This window comes from Pararhodobacter zhoushanensis, assembly GCF_025949695.1.
GTDB classification, from domain to species: domain Bacteria; phylum Pseudomonadota; class Alphaproteobacteria; order Rhodobacterales; family Rhodobacteraceae; genus Pararhodobacter; species Pararhodobacter zhoushanensis_A.
Window position 1 is genome coordinate 2,868,943 of the sequence record NZ_JAPDFL010000001.1, and the last position, 17,036, is coordinate 2,885,978.

Annotated in this window: 19 protein-coding genes; 9 read left to right on the forward strand and 10 right to left on the reverse strand. The window is 64.6% G+C overall.

The genetic code is table 11. From position 1 onward, the window contains the following. The first annotated feature begins 25 nt into the window (after positions 1–25). Positions 26–1,108, forward strand: a complete 1,083-nt coding sequence (locus OKW52_RS14340) for a BMP family ABC transporter substrate-binding protein (RefSeq protein WP_264506323.1) — start codon at positions 26–28, stop codon at positions 1,106–1,108. A 193-nt stretch (positions 1,109–1,301) separates the two neighbouring features. Here the strand turns inward: OKW52_RS14340 and OKW52_RS14345 are convergent, their stop codons facing one another. From OKW52_RS14345 to OKW52_RS14370, 6 genes are all read right to left on the reverse strand, one after another. After that, complete coding sequence (locus tag OKW52_RS14345; protein WP_406622264.1) at positions 1,302–1,805, reverse strand: holin family protein; 504 nt, start codon at positions 1,803–1,805, stop codon at positions 1,302–1,304. A 2-nt stretch (positions 1,806–1,807) separates the two neighbouring features. Beyond that, positions 1,808–2,419, reverse strand: coding sequence for a holin-associated N-acetylmuramidase (locus OKW52_RS14350; protein ID WP_264506325.1), 612 nt, complete (start codon positions 2,417–2,419; stop codon positions 1,808–1,810). Between the two features lie 53 nt (positions 2,420–2,472). Further along, complete coding sequence (gene ccmE, locus OKW52_RS14355) at positions 2,473–2,973, reverse strand: cytochrome c maturation protein CcmE (RefSeq protein ID WP_264507711.1); 501 nt, start codon at positions 2,971–2,973, stop codon at positions 2,473–2,475. Between the two features lie 79 nt (positions 2,974–3,052). Continuing rightward, a complete protein-coding gene (locus tag OKW52_RS14360; RefSeq protein ID WP_264506326.1) occupies positions 3,053–3,865 on the reverse strand; it encodes a glutamate racemase in 813 nt (270 codons plus the stop codon). A gap of 9 nt (positions 3,866–3,874) precedes the next feature. Next, positions 3,875–4,801 (reverse strand): lysophospholipid acyltransferase family protein, encoded by a 927-nt coding sequence (locus OKW52_RS14365; RefSeq protein ID WP_264506327.1) that lies wholly within the window; start codon positions 4,799–4,801, stop codon positions 3,875–3,877. A gap of 63 nt (positions 4,802–4,864) precedes the next feature. Continuing rightward, positions 4,865–8,281 carry an indolepyruvate ferredoxin oxidoreductase family protein gene (locus OKW52_RS14370; RefSeq protein WP_264506328.1) on the reverse strand — a complete coding sequence of 1,139 codons (3,417 nt, stop codon included), beginning with the start codon at positions 8,279–8,281 and terminating at the stop codon, positions 4,865–4,867. A gap of 169 nt (positions 8,282–8,450) precedes the next feature. Here OKW52_RS14370 and OKW52_RS14375 point away from each other — a divergent pair, with 169 nt between their 5' ends. Further along, complete coding sequence (locus OKW52_RS14375) at positions 8,451–9,356, forward strand: LysR family transcriptional regulator (RefSeq protein ID WP_127108665.1); 906 nt, start codon at positions 8,451–8,453, stop codon at positions 9,354–9,356. 134 nt (positions 9,357–9,490) lie between these two features. Here the strand turns inward: OKW52_RS14375 and OKW52_RS14380 are convergent, their stop codons facing one another. Beyond that, entirely contained in the window at positions 9,491–10,756 is a 1,266-nt protein-coding gene (locus OKW52_RS14380; protein ID WP_264506329.1) for an RNA polymerase sigma factor, read from the reverse strand. After that, positions 10,753–11,091, reverse strand: a complete 339-nt coding sequence (locus OKW52_RS14385) for a YciI family protein (RefSeq protein WP_264506330.1) — start codon at positions 11,089–11,091, stop codon at positions 10,753–10,755. The genes OKW52_RS14380 and OKW52_RS14385 overlap by 4 nt, the downstream gene beginning before the upstream one ends. 202 nt (positions 11,092–11,293) lie before the next feature. Here OKW52_RS14385 and purL point away from each other — a divergent pair, with 202 nt between their 5' ends. The 7 genes from purL (at position 11,294) to OKW52_RS14420 (ending at position 16,032) form a co-directional block, all read left to right on the forward strand. Further along, the gene (gene purL, locus OKW52_RS14390; RefSeq protein WP_264506331.1) at positions 11,294–13,453 is read left to right on the forward strand and encodes a phosphoribosylformylglycinamidine synthase subunit PurL; all 2,160 of its coding nucleotides are present in this window, start codon (positions 11,294–11,296) and stop codon (positions 13,451–13,453) included. A gap of 53 nt (positions 13,454–13,506) precedes the next feature. Beyond that, a complete protein-coding gene (locus OKW52_RS14395; RefSeq protein ID WP_264506332.1) occupies positions 13,507–13,956 on the forward strand; it encodes a hypothetical protein in 450 nt (149 codons plus the stop codon). Positions 13,957–14,024: 68 nt separating this feature from the next. Continuing rightward, on the forward strand, positions 14,025–14,267 hold the full coding sequence (locus OKW52_RS14400) for a BolA/IbaG family iron-sulfur metabolism protein (RefSeq protein ID WP_127108675.1): 243 nt from the start codon (positions 14,025–14,027) through the stop codon (positions 14,265–14,267). Between the two features lie 14 nt (positions 14,268–14,281). After that, a complete protein-coding gene (locus OKW52_RS14405) occupies positions 14,282–14,578 on the forward strand; it encodes a hypothetical protein (RefSeq protein ID WP_264506333.1) in 297 nt (98 codons plus the stop codon). A gap of 52 nt (positions 14,579–14,630) precedes the next feature. Next, a complete protein-coding gene (grxD, locus tag OKW52_RS14410) occupies positions 14,631–14,990 on the forward strand; it encodes a Grx4 family monothiol glutaredoxin (RefSeq protein WP_127108679.1) in 360 nt (119 codons plus the stop codon). Positions 14,991–15,117: 127 nt separating this feature from the next. Next, positions 15,118–15,285: a hypothetical protein gene (locus OKW52_RS14415; protein WP_264506334.1), complete on the forward strand. Its 168-nt coding sequence runs from the start codon at positions 15,118–15,120 to the stop codon at positions 15,283–15,285. Positions 15,286–15,327: 42 nt separating this feature from the next. Further along, positions 15,328–16,032 carry a hypothetical protein gene (locus tag OKW52_RS14420; RefSeq protein WP_264506335.1) on the forward strand — a complete coding sequence of 235 codons (705 nt, stop codon included), beginning with the start codon at positions 15,328–15,330 and terminating at the stop codon, positions 16,030–16,032. Between the two features lie 6 nt (positions 16,033–16,038). Here the strand turns inward: OKW52_RS14420 and OKW52_RS14425 are convergent, their stop codons facing one another. Both OKW52_RS14425 and OKW52_RS14430 read right to left on the reverse strand, forming a co-directional pair. Then, positions 16,039–16,416 (reverse strand): cell division protein ZapA, encoded by a 378-nt coding sequence (locus OKW52_RS14425; RefSeq protein ID WP_264506336.1) that lies wholly within the window; start codon positions 16,414–16,416, stop codon positions 16,039–16,041. A gap of 13 nt (positions 16,417–16,429) precedes the next feature. After that, positions 16,430–16,957 carry a hypothetical protein gene (locus tag OKW52_RS14430; protein WP_264506337.1) on the reverse strand — a complete coding sequence of 176 codons (528 nt, stop codon included), beginning with the start codon at positions 16,955–16,957 and terminating at the stop codon, positions 16,430–16,432. Positions 16,958–17,036: the final 79 nt, after the last annotated feature.

A 17,036-nucleotide genomic window follows, 5' to 3' on the forward strand; every position in this document is an offset into this window, starting at 1 on the left:
GGGCCCACCAACACGGAGGCTATTTATGAAACGCAGAGAACTTCTTGCCACGTCGGCGGCCGCGCTCGGCCTGGCGGCGATCGGCACCGGCGCACGCGCGCAGAGCCCGCTGAAAGTCGGCTATATCTACATCGGCCCTCCGGGTGACTTTGGCTGGACCTATGCCCATGATCAGGCCCGCCTGACGGCGCAAGAGCATTTCGGCGCGGCGGTCGAGACGTCCTATGTCGAGAACGTCCCCGAAGGCCCGGATGCCGAGCGTATCATGACGCAGATGGCGCTGTCGGGCGCCGACATGATCGTTGCCACCTCGTTCGGCTACGGCCCCTCGATCAACGCCGTGGCGCAACGCTTCCCCAACATCGCCTTCGAGCATGCAACCGGTTACCTGCAGGAAGCGCCGAACGTGTCGCTGTATGGCGCACGCTTCTATGAGGGCCGCGCGGTCATCGGCACGATTGCCGGCCGCATGACGACCAGCAACAAGATCGGCTATATCGCCTCGTTCCCGATCCCCGAGGTCATCCGCGGCATCAACGCGGCGTATATCCATGCCAAGAAGGTCAACCCCGATGTCGAATTCAGCGTCGTCTGGGTGTTCTCGTGGTTCGACCCGGCGCAAGAGGCCGCCGCGGCACAGGCGCTGATCGAACAGGGCTGCGACATCCTCATGCAGCACACCGACTCGACCGCGCCCTTGAGCGTGGCGCAAGAGCGCGGCGCGCTGGCCTTCGGTCAGGCGTCGGACATGACGCAATTCGCCCCCGACGTGCACCTGACCGCGATCATCGACAACTGGGCCCCGTATTACATCGAGCGCATTCAGGCCAAGCTTGACGGCACCTGGGCCGCCGAGAACGTCTGGCTGGGCATCGGGGCAGGCGAAGTCGCCTTTGCGCCCTTCAACGACCGGATCCCGGCCGAGGTACAAGACGAAGCCAATGCCATGATCGAAGCGATCGGCAGCGGCGCGTATCACCCGTTCACCGGCCCGTTGAACAAACAGGACGGCTCGGCCTGGCTGGCCGAGGGCGAGATCGCCGATGACGGCACGCTGCTGGGCATGAGCTTTTACGTAGAAGGCATCACCGGCGAAATCCCGGGCTGATCCCATCGCGACCACGTAAAAGAGAGGGGGCTTTCTGCCCCCCTCTTCGCTTTCAGCGAATTCACCCCCCGAGGATACTTTCAGACAGAAAATGCGCGTTAACCCTTCGTTAACGCCCCTCTTTGCACCTTAAACATCCCGGGGCGGGCCGTGGCCCGGCGGGGGGCAGCGCCCCGAGCGCCTTACCCCGTCTCTAGTCGCCATCGCGCGCCGCCCGCCAATCTGCGAGCGCCGGATTTTCGGAAGCGGCGGTCGGCGTCTCTGTCGGTAATGGTCCGGCGACCGGCTCTGGTGCCACTGTTCGACCGCCGCGCATATAATGCGTCTCGCGCGCGCCGAAGTAAAAGGCCACCACCGCGCCGAGCAGCCACCACAACGGTTCCGGCACCGCCTGTAGACCCTGCATCCGCACAGAAAACCCAGACGGATCAACCATCGCGTAGCCAAACAGTGCCGGGGTCGCCAGCGCCAGGATCGGGCGCGGCAGGCGGTTCAGCCCGTTGACCAACCCGTCGAACCATCCCCCCGGCGCGCGGCGAAACTCGCTGGCATAGGACGCTTGCGCGGCAGCATAAGCGTTATGACCCAGCTCAAGCTGGCGTGTCGCGTTGGGGCGAAAAACCTCGGCCACCTCAACGCCGACACGCCCCAGTTCCGCCGCGCCACCGCGTGAAAACAGCGCGCGCACCAGTCCCATGATCACCCCCATGCTGCCACCCTCGCCTGATGTTGCGCCTCGCTCAGGCGGTAGCGCGGTGAGAGGAACGTTTCGGCCCGCAGGATCCAGCCGCCTTTGCCGCCGTCGCGCCGTCGCGCATAGCGGCGCGAGGCCGGGCGACGGTCGGCCAGCGCGTAGTAATAGTCGCGCCGGGCAATCCCGTAGGCATCGGCGATATGGTCGGGCGCGATCTGTGCCGCCGCCTCGGCCGCGCGGCGGGTCTGCGGCCCGATGGCACCGTCCACCGCCACGTCATAGCCCATCGCCACCAGCAGCCGTTGCAAAATGCGCACCGCGTTGGACCCGGCATTGACATACATGTCGAAGACCGGAGGTTGCAGCACCTCGGGCAAGCCGGCAATGCCGGGGCGCTGGTAGTAGTGTTCAAGGAAGATCTCGACCGCCTGCCCACGGGTCAGCGCGCGGACATCGGTCTCGCTCACCTGCCCGTCGCCGGTCAGATCCAGCCCCATCCGCCGCATTGTGTGGATTGTGACACCGAAATTGGTCGCGCCGCCCGGATCGGACGGATCATTCACAAAGCCACCCTCACGGGCGACGATCTCTTCGGCCAGCTCGCGCACATCGCGCATGGTGCCCTCCGTTCACTGGGAAACGGCGGCAGGATGCTCAGACGGGGTTCAGATCAGGTGTTGGAAGCGGGCGTTGCGTAGTCGCCATGGTATTCGCACTCCGGGTTCTCGCCCGCCGCTGCCGCGTTCGGACTGCCCTCGGCCCCCATTGCAGCGGCAACTTCGCGTGGCATGTAGGTCTCGTCATGCTTGGCGAGGATCTCGCTGGCCTCGAACACATCGCCGACCAGACGCCCCGTCGCGACGGTGCCCTCGTTTTCGCCAAAGAGGTCGGGCAGGATGCCGCGATAGGTCACGGAGACGGTCGCGCAGAAATCGGTAACGGTAAAGCTGATCAGCTCACCCTGCCCGCGCTGGAGCGAGCCTTCGGCGACCATGCCACCCAGCCGGAACACCTCGCTTGGCGACGGCGGATCGGCGCGGACCTGACTGGGCGAGCGGAAATAGTTGATCCCGTCGCGCATCGCATAGCCGATCAACACCGTCGACAGCGCCAGTGCCACCACCGCGACGGTGATGATCTGCACGCGGCGTTGCTTTTTCAGGCTCTTCATGCCGGCCATCGGGTCCTCCTGTGGTCCGTGCCAGACATAGGCAGTGCGGACCCGTCTGGCAATCGGCGCAATTGCCGCATCACGCGGCGCGGAACGGAATGCGGCGGCGCAGGAACAGCGTGGCTTTGTGGCCCACGGCGACGGGTTCGCCGGTGGTGAGGAACGTGCTTTCGGTGCCCGGCCCGATCAGCTCGGGGTGGCGCGCGAGGTAATCGGCGAGGCTGGCGGCGACCAGTTCGGGCTGCGAGTAGACCTGCACATCGGGGCCCAAAGCGGCGCGGAAGGCGTCTTCCATCAGCGGGTAATGCGTGCAGCCCAGCACGGCGGCCTCGGGCTTGGGCATGCGGCGGTGCAACGCCTCGACGTGGCTGTGCACCAGCGCTTCGGCAAGGATCATGTCGCCCTGCTCGATCGCATCGACCACGCCGCCGCAAGGCTGTGCCTCGACATCGACGCCGATCGCGCGGAAGGCCAGTTCGCGCTGGAAGGCGCGGCTGGCGACGGTCGCGGGGGTGGCGAACAGCGCCACATGCTGCACGGCGACTTCGCGCGGCGGCGAGTTGTCGCCCCACTGGCGCTCGGTCAGCGCCTCGATCAGCGGAACGAACACGCCCAGCACGCGCTTGCCCTCAGGGATCCAGCCGTCCTGCATGCGCCGCAGCGCCGCCGCCGAGGCGGTGTTGCACGCAAGGATCACCAGATCGCAGCCCTCATCAAACAGGCGCTGCACGCCCTGCGTGGTCAGATTGTAGATGTCATCGGCATCGCGCACGCCGTAGGGCGTGTTGGCGTTGTCACCGAAATAAACAAAGGGCACGTCGGGCAGCTTGCGCACCAGTGCATCGAGAACGGTCAGACCACCGAGACCCGAATCGAAGACGCCAACTGCCATACATTGCCTCTATCGCCGATATTGCTCCTCGAACTCATACCCCATGCGGGCAGGATCCAAGGCTTTCGGCGACAATTCATACGTCTTGCGCCGCAGGAAATCCATCACCTGTTTGGAGTCTCGCGCCTGTGTGACCAGTTCCTCTGACGGGATCGGCCGCCCTACGGCCAGCCGCACCGGACCGTCCGTCCGGGTGGCAAATTCGCGCACCAGCAGGCCCATGCGCAGGGTATAGCTGAGGTGGCTGGTCAGCTGGAACAGGCGCGAATTCTCCCCCTCGAACCAGATCGGCACGACGGTTGCCCCGGATTTGGCGATCATCTTGGCGGTGAAGCCGCGCCAGACCGGGTCCATCGCGCTTTCAAACGGCTTGGCCCCCGTCGCCACGGTGCCGCCCGGAAAGATCCCCACCGCCCCGCCGCCCTGCAGATAGCGGATGGCCTCGGCGCGGCAGGCGATGTTGGCGGCCTGCGCCGCGCGGGTGCCCGAGAAGTCGATGGGCAGGATCACCCGGTTCACATCCTCGGCGCGCTGAAACACCTGATGCGCGATGATGCGGAAATCGCCGCCCCGCACGGCGGACAGGATATGGCCCATGACCAACCCGTCAAGGATGCCGAACGGGTGGTTGGCGACCAGCACCAGCGGGCCTTTGGACGGTATCTCGCCCAGCGAGCCCTTGATGACATCCAGCCGCAGCCCGAAACGCTCCATCATCACCCGCCAGAAATCCCGGCCCTGCGCGATGTCGTCCTGATACCCCGCCGCGCGGCGCATCAGCGCCAGCCGCCCGGTGGCGTTCTCGATCGAGCGGATCAGAAGTCGGCCCGGCTTGGTGCTGGCCGAATGGGCGTAGGTGATCTCGCGGGTGCCGTCACGCAGCGGCAGCGACGGGCGGCGCAAGGGTTCGGGAGCATCGAGAATCGCAAGGGACATGGGGACAAGCCTGTATCGGTTTGTCCCCCGTCCTAGCGTCTCAGCGTGACAGAACCGCGACGATCATTCAGCGGCCATGCGCGTCGGCGTACCGCCGGCAGCGATGGTTGCCAGCAGTTCCTCACGGCGTTTGGCGGCAGCCTTGGCGGCGGCCTCCTTGACCGGTCCGTAACCACGGATCGACAGCGGCAGCAGCGCAAGCTCCATCACCGCATCGCGGGTCTGCGCAGTCAGCTTGGGCAGAACCGTCGCAAGATCGCCCTCGAACTGCTTGATAAGGCTGCGTTCCATCTTGCGCTCAACCGAATAGCCGAAAGGATCGAGCGGCGTGCCGCGCAGGCCTTTCATCCGGGCCAGCAGCGCAAAGCCATTCAGCATCCACGCGCCGAACTCGCGCTTCTTCGGACGCCCCTGCGCATCCTTGCCGGTCAAAAGCGGCGGGGCCAGATGGAAGGTCATCGCGAAATCGCCGTCAAACGTCTCGCGCGCCTTGGCGGCCGAGGACAGGTGCATGCGCGCGACCTCGTATTCGTCCTTGTAGGCCAGCAGCTTGAAATAGCCCTTGGCCACCGCCTCGCGCAGCGCGCGATCCTCGATGGCATCGACCTGCTTGCGGAAACGTTTGGCCAGCCGCTTGCCCTGATACTCGACCAGCCGGGCCTCACGGTATGCGATCGGATCAACCGGAACCGTGGAAAAACTCTCGGGCTGGATGACCTTGGCCGCCTCGTCGGGGTGCAGCACCGCCCAACGGCCAATGTCAAAGGCGCGCAGGTTGCGGTCCACAGCGGCCTTGTTCAGGCGGATCGCCTCTTGAATGGCCTCAAGGCTGAGCGGGATCAGGCCTTTCTGCCAGGCACCGCCCAACACCATCATGTTGGAATAGATGGAATCCCCCAGCGCCACCCGCGCCAGTTCCGAGGCATCGAACAGCGCCAGCCGGTCGCGCAGCCGCGCCTCAAGAGAGACCTCCAGATCATTGACCGGAATACGGAATTCGGTGTTGCGGGTGAAGTCGCCGGTGACGATATCATGGCTGTTGACCACAGCGCCCGTCTGGCCCGTCGCCATCAGGCCAATCGTCTTGGCCCCCGCCGTCACCACCAGATCGCCGCCAATCACCGCGTGGGCTTCGCCCACGGCGACGCGCACGGCGCTGATATCCTCGGGCTTGTTCGCCAGACGCAGGTGGATGTGCACCGCGCCGCCTTTCTGGGCCAGCCCCGCCATCTCCATCATGCCGGCACCCATGCCGTCGATCTGCGCCGCCTGCGCCAGTACGGCCCCGACGGTCACCACGCCCGTACCACCGACGCCGGTGATGATGACGTTATGCGTGCCCTTGATCACTGGCAGCTCGGCCAGCGGCAGGTCCGGCAGATCCAGCGCGCGGGTCGGCGATTTCTTCACCGTCGCGCCTTGCAGCGTGACAAAGGACGGGCAGAAGCCTTTGACGCAGCTGAAATCCTTGTTGCACGACGACTGGTCGATGCCGCGCTTGCGGCCTAGCTCGGTCTCGACCGGCACGATGGAAACACAGTTCGACTGCACGCCACAATCGCCGCAGCCCTCGCAGACATCGGTGTTGATGAACACGCGCTTGTCGATATCCGGGAACTCGCCGCGCTTGCGACGGCGGCGTTTTTCGGCGGCGCAGGTCTGCACGTAGATGATCGCTGAAACGCCCGGCGTTTCCGCCATGCGCTTTTGCACGGTCGGCAGCTCGGCGCGCTCGAATTTCTCGATCCCGGCCGGAAACTTGGCGAAATCAATGTCTTCCTTGGCGTCGTAGACCAGCACGATCGGCTTTACGCCCATCGCGTGGATCTCATGCGCGATGTGGTCGGCGGTCAGCCCGCCCTCGTTCTTTTGCCCGCCGGTCATGGCGACGGCGTCGTTGAACAGGATCTTGTAGGTGATTGTCGTCTTCGCGGCGATGGCCGCCCGGATCGCCTGCAGGCCCGAGTGGTTATAGGTGCCGTCGCCAAGGTTCTGGAACACATGCTTGCGGGTTGAGAACTGGCTCTCACCGATCCAGTTCGCCCCTTCACCGCCCATATGGGTGAAACCCAGCGTCGAGCGGTCCATCCACTGCACCATGTAGTGACAGCCGATCCCGGCATAGGCACGGCTGCCGTCGGGCACTTTGGTCGACGAGTTATGCGGGCAGCCCGAACAGAAATACGGCACCCGCGCCGCGATATCGCGGGCGTTGTCGGCGCGGCGGGCTTCGCCCAGACGGGTCAGGCCGGTCTTGATCGCGTCGGTATCACGGCCCTCTTCGATCAGGATCTCGCCCAGCTTTTCCGCGATCATCACCGGATCAAGCGCATAGCGCGTCGGGAACAGTTCGACCTGACGGCCATGCTCCCACGTATCGCCCTTGTGCCAGCCATAGACGCGCCGACCGTTGCGGTCATCGAACAGCGTCTCCTTGACCTGCACCTCGATCAGTTTGCGCTTTTCCTCGACCACGATGATCAGATCGAGCCCGTCAGCCCAGTCGTGGAACGTCTCCATGTCCAGCGGCCACGGTTGGCCGACCTTGTAGGTGGTGATGCCCAGCCGCTCGCATTCCTCGGCGTCCAGCCCCAGCAGACCCAGCGCGTGCACCAGATCCAGCCAGTTCTTGCCCGAGGCGACCAGACCGATCTTGGCCCCGGCCCGGCCCCAGACCCGCTTGTCCATCTTGTTCGCGCGCGAGAAGGCCTCGGCGGCAAAGCGCTTGTAGTCGATCATCCGTGCCTCTTGGGCGACGGGCGTGTCCTGCAGGCGGATGTTCAGCCCGCCGTCGGGCATCTTGAAGTCGGGACGCACAAAGCTGAGCCGGTGGGGGTTGGCGTCGACAACAGCCGTGGCTTCAACCGTGTCCTTCATCGTTTTCAGGCCCACCCATAGCCCGGAAAACCGGCTGAGTTCATAGGCATAGTGACCGTAGTCAAGGATCTCCTGCACGCCCGCCGGCGACACGATCGGCATATAGGCATCAACCATCGCCCAATCGGACTGGTGCAGGACGGTCGAGGATTCACCGGTGTGGTCATCGCCCATCGCCATGATCACGCCGCCCTTGGCGCTGCTCCCGGCCATGTTGCCGTGCTTCATCACGTCGCCCGAGCGGTCCACACCGGGGCCCTTGCCGTACCACAGGCAGAAGACACCGTCATATTTGCCCTCGCCGCGCAGCTCGGCCTGCTGGGTGCCCCAGATGGCGGTTGCGGCGAGGTCTTCGTTCAGGCCTTCCTGAAACGTGACATGGGCAGCATCAAGGAAGGGTTTTGCCTTGGCCATCTGCAGATCGACGGCGCCCAGCGGCGAGCCACGGTAGCCCGTCACATAACCAGCCGTGTTCATTCCAGCGGCTTTGTCCCGTGCGGCTTGCTGCAGCATGAGGCGGACCAGCGCCTGGGTGCCGTTCAACAGAACCGGCGACTTTTCGAGGTCAAACCTATCGTTCAGAGATACTGTCTGCTTACCCATCGGGCACCCTCCCAAGTGCTTGCCGTTTCGCTGGCGTTTCGCCGATTATAGGTCAAAAAGACTGACCTTAATAGGGGCGTTCAACAATTCTTTCCTTTTCCGCGTCAGGGTTCTGCCTTACAGACAAAAAGCGCCCTCAACCTTCCCCAAGACACCAGATATAACCACAATGGACTGGGACAAGCTCAGAATCTTCCACGCGGTGGCCGATGCCGGCAGCCTGACCCATGCTGGCGATACGCTGGGGCTGAGCCAGTCGGCTGTCAGCCGCCAGATCCGCGGCCTTGAAGAAGGTTTGGGGTCGACCCTGTTCCACCGCCACGCGCGGGGGTTGATTCTGACCGAACAGGGCGAGCTGCTGTTCGACGCCACCCGCGCGATGACCAAACGGCTGGATACCGCCGCCGCGCGCATCCGCGACAGCGAGGAAGAGGCCTATGGCGAGCTGCGGGTGACCACCACCACGGCCTTTGGGACGCTCTGGCTGGCCCCGCGCCTGCCGACGCTCTATGCCAAGTACCCTGAGATGAAGATCGACCTGATGCTGGAAGAGCGCGTGCTCGACCTGCCCATGCGCGAAGCCGACGTGGCGATCCGCATGAAAGAGCCCAGTCAGGCCGACCTGATCCGCAAGCGGCTGATGTCGGTGCGCATGCGGCTGTACGCATCGACCGAATACCTGCGCCAGAACGGCACGCCGCAAAGCCTGCCCGAGATGTCCGACCACCGGCTCGTCTGCCAGCACGCGAACGCCAATCAGGTCGCCGCGGGCGCGGCATTGGTGCGCGAGCTGATGACCCATGCAATCAGGACAACCTTTACCGTCAATAACTATTTTGGCGTCCTGCAGGCGGTGATCAATCATCTGGGCATCGGCGTGCTGCCGGACTACCTGACCGAAGACTTCCCGCAACTGGTACGCGTCCTGCCCGATGTCGAAAGTGCTGAGGTTCCGGTGTTCCTCGCCTATCCCGAAGAGCTGCGGCACTCCAAGCGCGTCTCGGCCTTTCGGGACTTCGTGCTTGAAGGCGTGATCGCCTATCGGCGCAACCGTTCGAACATTAACAGCGAGTAAAACGCGCCGCGGTTGTGTTGACGTAGGGTGAGGCATGCGCGCAACGCATCACGGTTATGTCGCATGTGCAGCGAAGAATATATTGAACGCGTGCAACGATCTCGACTATTTGGGACGGGAAGATACATGTTTCGTCATGTACCTTCACCTCCCTGTTGGACTTGGGCCGAGCTTTGCTCGGCCTCTTTTTTTGTCAAATCGCCTTCCAGATCCGCTAACCGTGCGCGCAAAAAGGCAGTTTCCGCCTCATTCCCCGACAGATTGATCGCACGCACATACGCTTGTGCCGCTTTTTTCAGGCGTCCGGTGCGCGAAAGCAGCGCAGCATGCGCGGCGTGAAACGGCTGATACGTGGCAAGAACAACCGCCAAAGTCTCAACCTGCGCGAGCGCCGCCTCGGGCGCGCCGACCTCGGACAGCGCCACGGCGCGGTTCAGACGCACCACAGGCGTCGGCTCGAACCGCAAGAGGGACTCATAGAGCAACAGCACCTGCGCCCGGTCGACCGGATCGCCCAGATGCAGCGCGGCGATGGCAGCCTTGATCTGGAACGGCCCCGGCGCGCGCCGGGTCAGCGCCTGTTCGATCAGCGCCTCGCCTTCGCCGATCTGCCCTCGGTCCCACACGCTGCGGTCCTGCGCGTCCAGCGGCACCAGCGCGCCCGCATCAAGCCGCGCGGCGCGGCGCGCATCGGTCAGCAGCATCAGCGCCAGAAGCCCCTGCACCTCGGGCTCGCGGGGGCGTTGCTCATTCAGCATCCTCGCCAGAAAGATCGCCTCGGCACACAGATCCACCCGCACCGGCGCATGACCGGCGGTGACCGCGTAACCTTCGTTGAAAATCAGATAGATAACCGTCAGCACGGACTCAAGCCGCGCCGCCCAATCCGCAGGCCCCGGCACCACGAAGGGAATCCCGGCCCGCGCGATCTTGGCTTTGGTGCGGCTCAGACGCTGGCCCATCGCCGTCTCACTGTCCAGAAACGCGCGGGCGATTTCGACCGTCGCCAGCCCGCCCAGCGTGCGCAGGGTCAGTGCGACACGGCTTTTGGGGTCCAGCGCCGGGTGGCAGCAGGTGAAGATAAGCCGCAGGCGTTCGTCGGGGATCTCGGGCGTGTCGGCGCTGCTGAACTCTTCGGCCAGCAGCGCCACTGTCGGCGACGCCGCCCCGGCACGCTGAACGCGCCGCAAGCGGTCCAGCGCCTTGCGCCGCGCCACGGTGAGCAGCCATGCACGGGGCTGGTCGGGTACGCCCGACCGGCCCCAATGCGTGAGCGCCGCTTCCGTTGCCTCGGACAGCGCCTCTTCGGCAAGATCAAAGTCGCGGAACTGCGCGACGAGGGCGGCCATCAGCCGCCCCCGGTCTTCGGCCAGCACGCGTGCCAGTGCCTCTATTGTCATTCAAACACGACCAGCGGCCGCACCTCGATGGCACCCACCTGCGCCGAGGGGATCTGCGCCGCCCAGGCCAGCGCCGCATCCAGATCCGGACAGTCAAAGATGTAATAACCGCCGAGCTGCTCTTTGGTGTCGGCAAAGGGGCCGTCCATTGTCTCGGTCCGTCCGCCGCGCACGCGCAGCGTGGTGGCCGTGGCGGGCGGGTGCAGCGCGTCCCCGGCGACCAGAACACCGGCCTCGACGGCGCGGCGGTTCAGGTCAAAATACGCGTCGTTCATCGACGCGCCCGATTGCGGAACCTGAGCGGGATCATAATAGATGAGGGCAATGTATTTCATCGGGGTCTCCTGGGTTGGGGTCAGTGTCGCTGCAACAGATCAACCGGGCAAGCCGTCTGCCTGCTGCCGACACCCCAAGGACGCTTGAGCGGGCAGGTTTTCGACACGGCCGCGAAAATTTTTCGCAGGCAGCCCGTGTGGCCTTTCCCTCATCCCCCCTTGCTTCTAAAAGACGCCGCAACCGCCAAGCCCGGGGGACGGAATGCTCGAACCTGAAATCACCGCTGAACTGATCGCTGCGCACGGTCTGAAACCAGACGAGTACGAGCGCATCCTCGAGATCATCGGCCGCGTGCCCAGCTTTACCGAGCTGGGGATCTTCAGCGCGATGTGGAACGAGCATTGCTCGTACAAATCGTCGAAGAAATGGCTGCGTACCCTGCCGACCAGTGGCCCGCAGGTCATCTGCGGCCCCGGCGAAAACGCCGGTGTGGTCGATATCGGCGACGGTCAGGCGCTGATCTTCAAGATGGAGAGCCACAACCACCCGTCCTATATCGAGCCGCATCAAGGTGCGGCGACGGGCGTTGGCGGCATCCTGCGCGACGTCTTCACGATGGGCGCGCGCCCGGTTGCGGCGATGAACGCGCTCAGCTTCGGCCTGCCCTCGCATCCCAAGACCGCGCATATCGTCAAGGGCGTGGTTGAAGGCATCGGCAGCTATGGCAACTGCTTTGGCGTGCCCAATGTCGGCGGCGAAGTGCGCTTTCACGCCAGCTATAACGGCAACTGTCTGGTCAACGCCTTCGCGGCGGGGCTGGCGGATACCGACAAGATTTTCTACTCGGCGGCCTCGGGCGTCGGCATGCCGGTGGTGTATCTGGGCGCCAAGACCGGACGCGACGGGGTTGGCGGCGCGACCATGGCCTCGGCCGAGTTCGACGACACCATCGAGGACAAGCGCCCCACGGTGCAGGTCGGTGACCCCTTCACCGAAAAGCGCCTGATGGAAGCGACGCTGGAGCTGATGCAGACCGGTGCGGTGATCTCCATTCAGGATATGGGGGCGGCGGGTCTGACCTGCTCGGCGGTGGAAATGGGCGACAAGGGCGGCTTGGGCATCAAGCTGCAGCTTGACGATGTGCCGCAGCGCGAAACCAACATGACCGCCTATGAGATGATGCTGTCGGAAAGCCAGGAGCGCATGCTCATGGTCCTGCATCCCGAAAAAGAAGCCGTCGCCCGCGCCGTGTTCGAAAAATGGGATCTCGATTTCGCCATCGTCGGTGAAACCATCCCCGAGGATCGCTTCCTGATCCTGCACGGCAATGACATCAAAGCCGACCTGCCGCTGTCCAAGCTGTCCTCGGAGGCGCCGGAATACGACCGCCCGTGGGTTCCGACCCCCGCCGCAGCGGACATGGAGCCGGTGCCGCAGGTTGATCCGATCGACGCGCTCAAGGCGCTGATCGGCAGCCCGAATTATGCCCATAAATCATGGGTATGGGAGCAATACGACCACATGGTCATGGGCGACACGGTGCGCGTGCCGGGTCTGGGCGCGGGCGTGATCCGCGTCCACGGCACGCCCAAGGCCATCGCCTTTACCAGCGATGTGACCCCGCGCTACGTCAAGGCCAACCCGGTTGAGGGCGGCAAGCAAGCCGTGGCGGAAGCCTATCGCAACCTCACCGCCTGCGGGGCCCTGCCCCTTGCCACCACCGATAACCTGAACTTCGGCAACCCCGAAAAGCCCGAGATCATGGGCCAGCTGGTCGGTGCGATTCAAGGGATCGGCGAGGCTGTGGCGGCGCTGGACATGCCCATCGTGTCGGGCAACGTCTCGCTCTACAACGAGACCGACGGCACCGGCATCCTGCCGACACCGACGATTGGCGCGGTCGGCCTGCTCAACTCGCTTGATGAGCTGATCGCGGGCCAACCCTCGGCGGGTGACTTCGCCATCGTCATCGGCGCGACCGCTGGGCATCTGGGCCAATCCGCCCTGCTGGCCGAAGTCTTCCACCGCGAAGATGGCGACGCGCCGCATGTCGATCTGGTGGCCGAACGCCGCAACGGCGAATTCCTGCGTGCCAACCGCGCGCTGATCAAGGCCGCGACCGATCTGGCCGATGGCGGTCTGGCGCTGGCGGCGTTCGAGATGGCCGAAGCGGCGGGCATGGGCGTCTCGCTCGATGAAGGTGACAGCGCCTTCCTGTTTGGCGAGGATCAGGCGCGCTATCTGGTCGCCTGTAGCTTCGATCAGGCCGAGGCGCTGATGGTCGCCGCGTCCGCCGCCGGTGTGCCGATGAACACGGTCGGCAAATTCGGCGGTGACACGGTGTCGATGGGCGCGTCCTCGGCCCCGTTGGCCGAACTGTCCGCGCGCTATCGCTCGGCCTTTGAAGAGGCGATCGCCTGAGGCCGCTGCCCGAGCTTAAAGCCCGGTGCAGCGCCTGCACGGCGCTGTGCTGCATGGCTCTGCCCTTCGACAAGGGCGACGAGTTCGCGCTCGACAAGCCGGCACTGCACCCCTGCCCCCATCTTGCGGGCCACGCCTGCCAGATCCACGACCGGCTGGAAGCCTCGGGCTTTTCCGGTTGCCGGGGCTATGATTGCCTCGGTGCCGGGCAGCGCCTGATGGCCGAGGTGTTTCCGGGGCAGGACTGGCGGCAAGACGCGACTCTGCGCCGCCCGATGGCCGACGGCTTTGCCGTCCTGCGCCGCATCCACGCCGGGCTGGAGCTTTTGCTTGCCACGCAAAAGCTCGACCTTCCCGACACGCTGGCGCAGGAACGCGCTGCCCTTCTGGACTCCTATCACCCCGCGACCGGCTGGACGCTCGCAACCTTGCAAAGCTTTGACGCACAAGGCCTGCCGCGCCGCTTTTCAACGTTCATGGCGGCACTCAGGCCCTACGTCTGAGCTGCCGCCCCTTGCACCGCGCGGCCCTGCGATTTACATCAAGCTCAGGATCAAGGAGACCCCCAACCATGGCCATCTCGGCGACCGAACTCGAAACCCTGCTGCGCGAGTCCTTCCCGGCGGCCAAGATCACCATCACCGACCTTGCCGGTGACGGCAATCATTATGCGGCCGAGGTGATCGATGCCAGCTTTGCGGGCAAGAACCGTGTGCAGCAACAGCGCGACGTCTATGCCGCCCTCAAAGGCAAGATGGACGGCGCGCAGGGCGATCTGCACGCGCTTGCGCTGACCACCAAAGCCCCCGACTGAACCGGACCACTGCCGTGCGCCCCAGAATCGAACTGTCAAACTGGGCCAGCGCGATGATCATCGCGGCGGCGGCTGTTGTGCTTGGCGTCATCTCGTACCGGCGCGGGCCCGAGCCTGACGCCGGAACCGCGATCACCGCCATGGCCTTCATCTTTCACGCCGTCATTCTGGGGGCGCTGGTGATGATGGCGCTGCGGTTCTCGTCACTGGTTGAAGGGCGCGGTGCGCGCAAAATCGTGACGTTTCTGGCGCTGGCCCTTGGAATTCTGTCGTGCCTGGGCCTTCTCGCGCGCGATTTCGGGATTATCTGACGTAGCAAATACCAGCCAGCCCGACCGGGCGGCGATGACAAAGGGACCAGCGATGAGCGCTCAGGACACGATCCGCCAGACCGTCGAAGCCAATGATGTGGTGCTTTTCATGAAAGGCACCAAGACCATGCCGCAATGCGGATTTTCCAGCCGCGTCGCCGGCGTGCTGAACTTCATGGGCATCGAGTATGCCGATGTGAACGTGCTGGCCGATGCCGAGATCCGTCAAGGGATCAAGGACTTCTCGGACTGGCCGACCATTCCGCAGCTCTACGTGAAGGGCGAGTTCGTCGGCGGCTGCGACATCATCACCGAGATGACCCTGTCGGGTGAGCTGGACCAGTTGTTCGAAGCCAAGGGCGTCGCCTATGACAAGGACGCCGCCGAGAAAATCCGCGAAGCCAACGCCTGATCGCAGGGTTGCTTCGTCACAAAGGCCGGTGCCACGCGCACCGGCCTTTTTTCATGCGCCGACGGATTTCTGTGAACCTTTTGACGGCTCAGCCGACCTATGGCTATCAACGCCACAGGTAATCGCCATGTCCCTGCTCATCGCCGTCCAATTCCTTGCTCTCGTGATCGCCACCGCCACCCTGCGCGCTGTTGTTCAGCGAAACCGCACGGTCAGCGCTCGCCGGCTTGCCGCGCTAGAGGCTTTCGCCGAAGGGCGCGGTCTGGCAGGCTATGTCCGCGGCACCGTGGCCTGACGCGTCGCACAGGGTGATTCAACTTTTGCGCAAGGTGCCTTCATGACCGACGCCCTCCCCGTCTTGTTGTTCATCGCTGCGGTCATGGTCGGCGTCGGTGTTCTGATCTGGCGCAGCCAGCAGATCGAAAAGCGCCGCCGGGCCGCCTATCAGGTCTTTGCGGATCAGCGCGGCCTGACTTACACGCAGAGCAAGGCGCGCGGTGGCCCGACCGTCTTCACCTTCGCTGATGGTGCGCGCGGCCTGACCCTGACCGTCACCCGCAGCTACAGCAAGTCATCGAACGGCAAGAGCCGGTCGTCGCCGGGCCATACCAAGATCCAGATGGCCGACCCGCGCCTTCCCGGTGGCATCGCGCTCTATACGCCCGAAATGGCGGCAGGTGTGGCGGATGCAGCCAGCAAGGTGATGGGGATCTTCGACAATTCGCTGTCAAAGATGCTGCTGGGCAAACTGCTGGGCGACGACATCGGCGCCTATCTGGGCGAGATGCACGACCAGCCAGCCCCTGAGGGCGTGGCGCTGACGATCATGGCAACCGTCAACCCGAACCCCCTGTTCGACGCCCGGTTGATCGAGCATGCCCTGTCGGAAATCCCCGCCGCCCGCAATGCGGAGCGCAAGACCATGGTGCTGATCACCGAAAACGGTCTGCAAATCCGCGCCGGGCGCGACTTCCGCGAGGTGGCCGAGATCGAGCGCTTCCTCGACATCGCCCAGACCCTTCAGGCCGCGCTGCGCCGCTGACGCGGCTCAGCCGCGGGTTTCGAACTGCTCGGCCAGATACTCGGCACGCGCCGCCAGATCCGACATCCGCTCGACCGTGCCCGCCGGGATCGCCGGGGCTGCACTTTGCGCCGGCAGCGCGCGCAGGCGTTCGACCTCGGCCCGCGCAGCACCCAGTTCAGCCTCAAGCTGCTTGACCCGGTCTTCGGCCCCTGCGGTCTTGTCGGCCAGCATCAGACCGGACATCAGCAGCATCTTGGATTCCGGCAGACGGCCGATCTGGCCGATCAGCGTGGTGGCTTCGGCATCCAGCATCGCGGCTGCCGAGCGCAGGTAATGCTCTTCACCCGGAGAGCAGGCGACCTCGAAATTCTTGCCACCGATCGAAACTGTTTCCGTGGGCATCGTCGCCTCCTGTTCAGCGCGATTCAGCCGCAATCAGCGGCTTCAACTCGGCAAGGATTTCTTCCATTTCGGCCATTTCGGCCCGGCGCTCGGCCTGCAACGCTTCCAGCTCGGCCGAGATCGACCGGTTGATCAGCGTCGCATCCGGGAACGCCTCGATCTGCGCATCGCGCAGGCTGGTGTTTGACTCGATCAGCTTCGAATTGGCCCGTTTCAGCCGCAGCATCTCAAGGCTTTGCAGATCGAGCTGCTCGGTCAGCCGCGCCAGACGGCGCTCAAGCTGCGCGATCGTGGTTTCCTGACGCTGCTTGACCTGATGCACCCGCTCGCTCAGTTGGGCATTCGCGGCGCGCTCTTTCTCAAGCGCCTCGCGCAGGCTGGCGATGGTCGCCGTCTGCTCGGGGTCGGGGGCGGCTTCGGCCCGCGCGCCCAAACCAAAGACCGAAGGCTTGGCTGGTTTCGTCGGTGCCCTCTCCAACTGCTGCGAGATCCGCTCGAGCGCGGCCGACAGCCTACGTTCCACCGGGGCCAGATCGCTCATCATACACTCCTCGACTGTGCCCGTCCTCGCGACGCGAATCATGCGCGCATACCCGGAGGGTCATTTTGTTTGTAAGAAT

What these genes read in the sequence shown, in the direction of transcription:
- purL (WP_264506331.1), top strand. Translation starts at nt 11,294, where the DNA reads ATGCTCGAACCTGAAATCACCGCTGAACTGATCGCTGCGCACGGTCTG.
- OKW52_RS14370 (WP_264506328.1), bottom strand. Translation starts at nt 8,281, where the DNA reads ATGGGTAAGCAGACAGTATCTCTGAACGATAGGTTTGACCTCGAAAAG.
- ccmE (WP_264507711.1), bottom strand. Translation starts at nt 2,973, where the DNA reads ATGAAGAGCCTGAAAAAGCAACGCCGCGTGCAGATCATCACCGTCGCG.
- OKW52_RS14385 (WP_264506330.1), bottom strand. Translation starts at nt 11,091, where the DNA reads ATGAAATACATTGCCCTCATCTATTATGATCCCGCTCAGGTTCCGCAA.
- OKW52_RS14380 (WP_264506329.1), bottom strand. Translation starts at nt 10,756, where the DNA reads ATGACAATAGAGGCACTGGCACGCGTGCTGGCCGAAGACCGGGGGCGG.
- OKW52_RS14350 (WP_264506325.1), bottom strand. Translation starts at nt 2,419, where the DNA reads ATGCGCGATGTGCGCGAGCTGGCCGAAGAGATCGTCGCCCGTGAGGGT.
- OKW52_RS14425 (WP_264506336.1), bottom strand. Translation starts at nt 16,416, where the DNA reads ATGCCCACGGAAACAGTTTCGATCGGTGGCAAGAATTTCGAGGTCGCC.
- OKW52_RS14430 (WP_264506337.1), bottom strand. Translation starts at nt 16,957, where the DNA reads ATGAGCGATCTGGCCCCGGTGGAACGTAGGCTGTCGGCCGCGCTCGAG.
- OKW52_RS14395 (WP_264506332.1), top strand. Translation starts at nt 13,507, where the DNA reads ATGGCTCTGCCCTTCGACAAGGGCGACGAGTTCGCGCTCGACAAGCCG.
- OKW52_RS14360 (WP_264506326.1), bottom strand. Translation starts at nt 3,865, where the DNA reads ATGGCAGTTGGCGTCTTCGATTCGGGTCTCGGTGGTCTGACCGTTCTC.
- OKW52_RS14375 (WP_127108665.1), top strand. Translation starts at nt 8,451, where the DNA reads ATGGACTGGGACAAGCTCAGAATCTTCCACGCGGTGGCCGATGCCGGC.
- OKW52_RS14400 (WP_127108675.1), top strand. Translation starts at nt 14,025, where the DNA reads ATGGCCATCTCGGCGACCGAACTCGAAACCCTGCTGCGCGAGTCCTTC.
- OKW52_RS14365 (WP_264506327.1), bottom strand. Translation starts at nt 4,801, where the DNA reads ATGTCCCTTGCGATTCTCGATGCTCCCGAACCCTTGCGCCGCCCGTCG.
- grxD (WP_127108679.1), top strand. Translation starts at nt 14,631, where the DNA reads ATGAGCGCTCAGGACACGATCCGCCAGACCGTCGAAGCCAATGATGTG.
- OKW52_RS14345 (WP_406622264.1), bottom strand. Translation starts at nt 1,805, where the DNA reads ATGGGACTGGTGCGCGCGCTGTTTTCACGCGGTGGCGCGGCGGAACTG.
- OKW52_RS14415 (WP_264506334.1), top strand. Translation starts at nt 15,118, where the DNA reads ATGTCCCTGCTCATCGCCGTCCAATTCCTTGCTCTCGTGATCGCCACC.
- OKW52_RS14420 (WP_264506335.1), top strand. Translation starts at nt 15,328, where the DNA reads ATGACCGACGCCCTCCCCGTCTTGTTGTTCATCGCTGCGGTCATGGTC.
- OKW52_RS14340 (WP_264506323.1), top strand. Translation starts at nt 26, where the DNA reads ATGAAACGCAGAGAACTTCTTGCCACGTCGGCGGCCGCGCTCGGCCTG.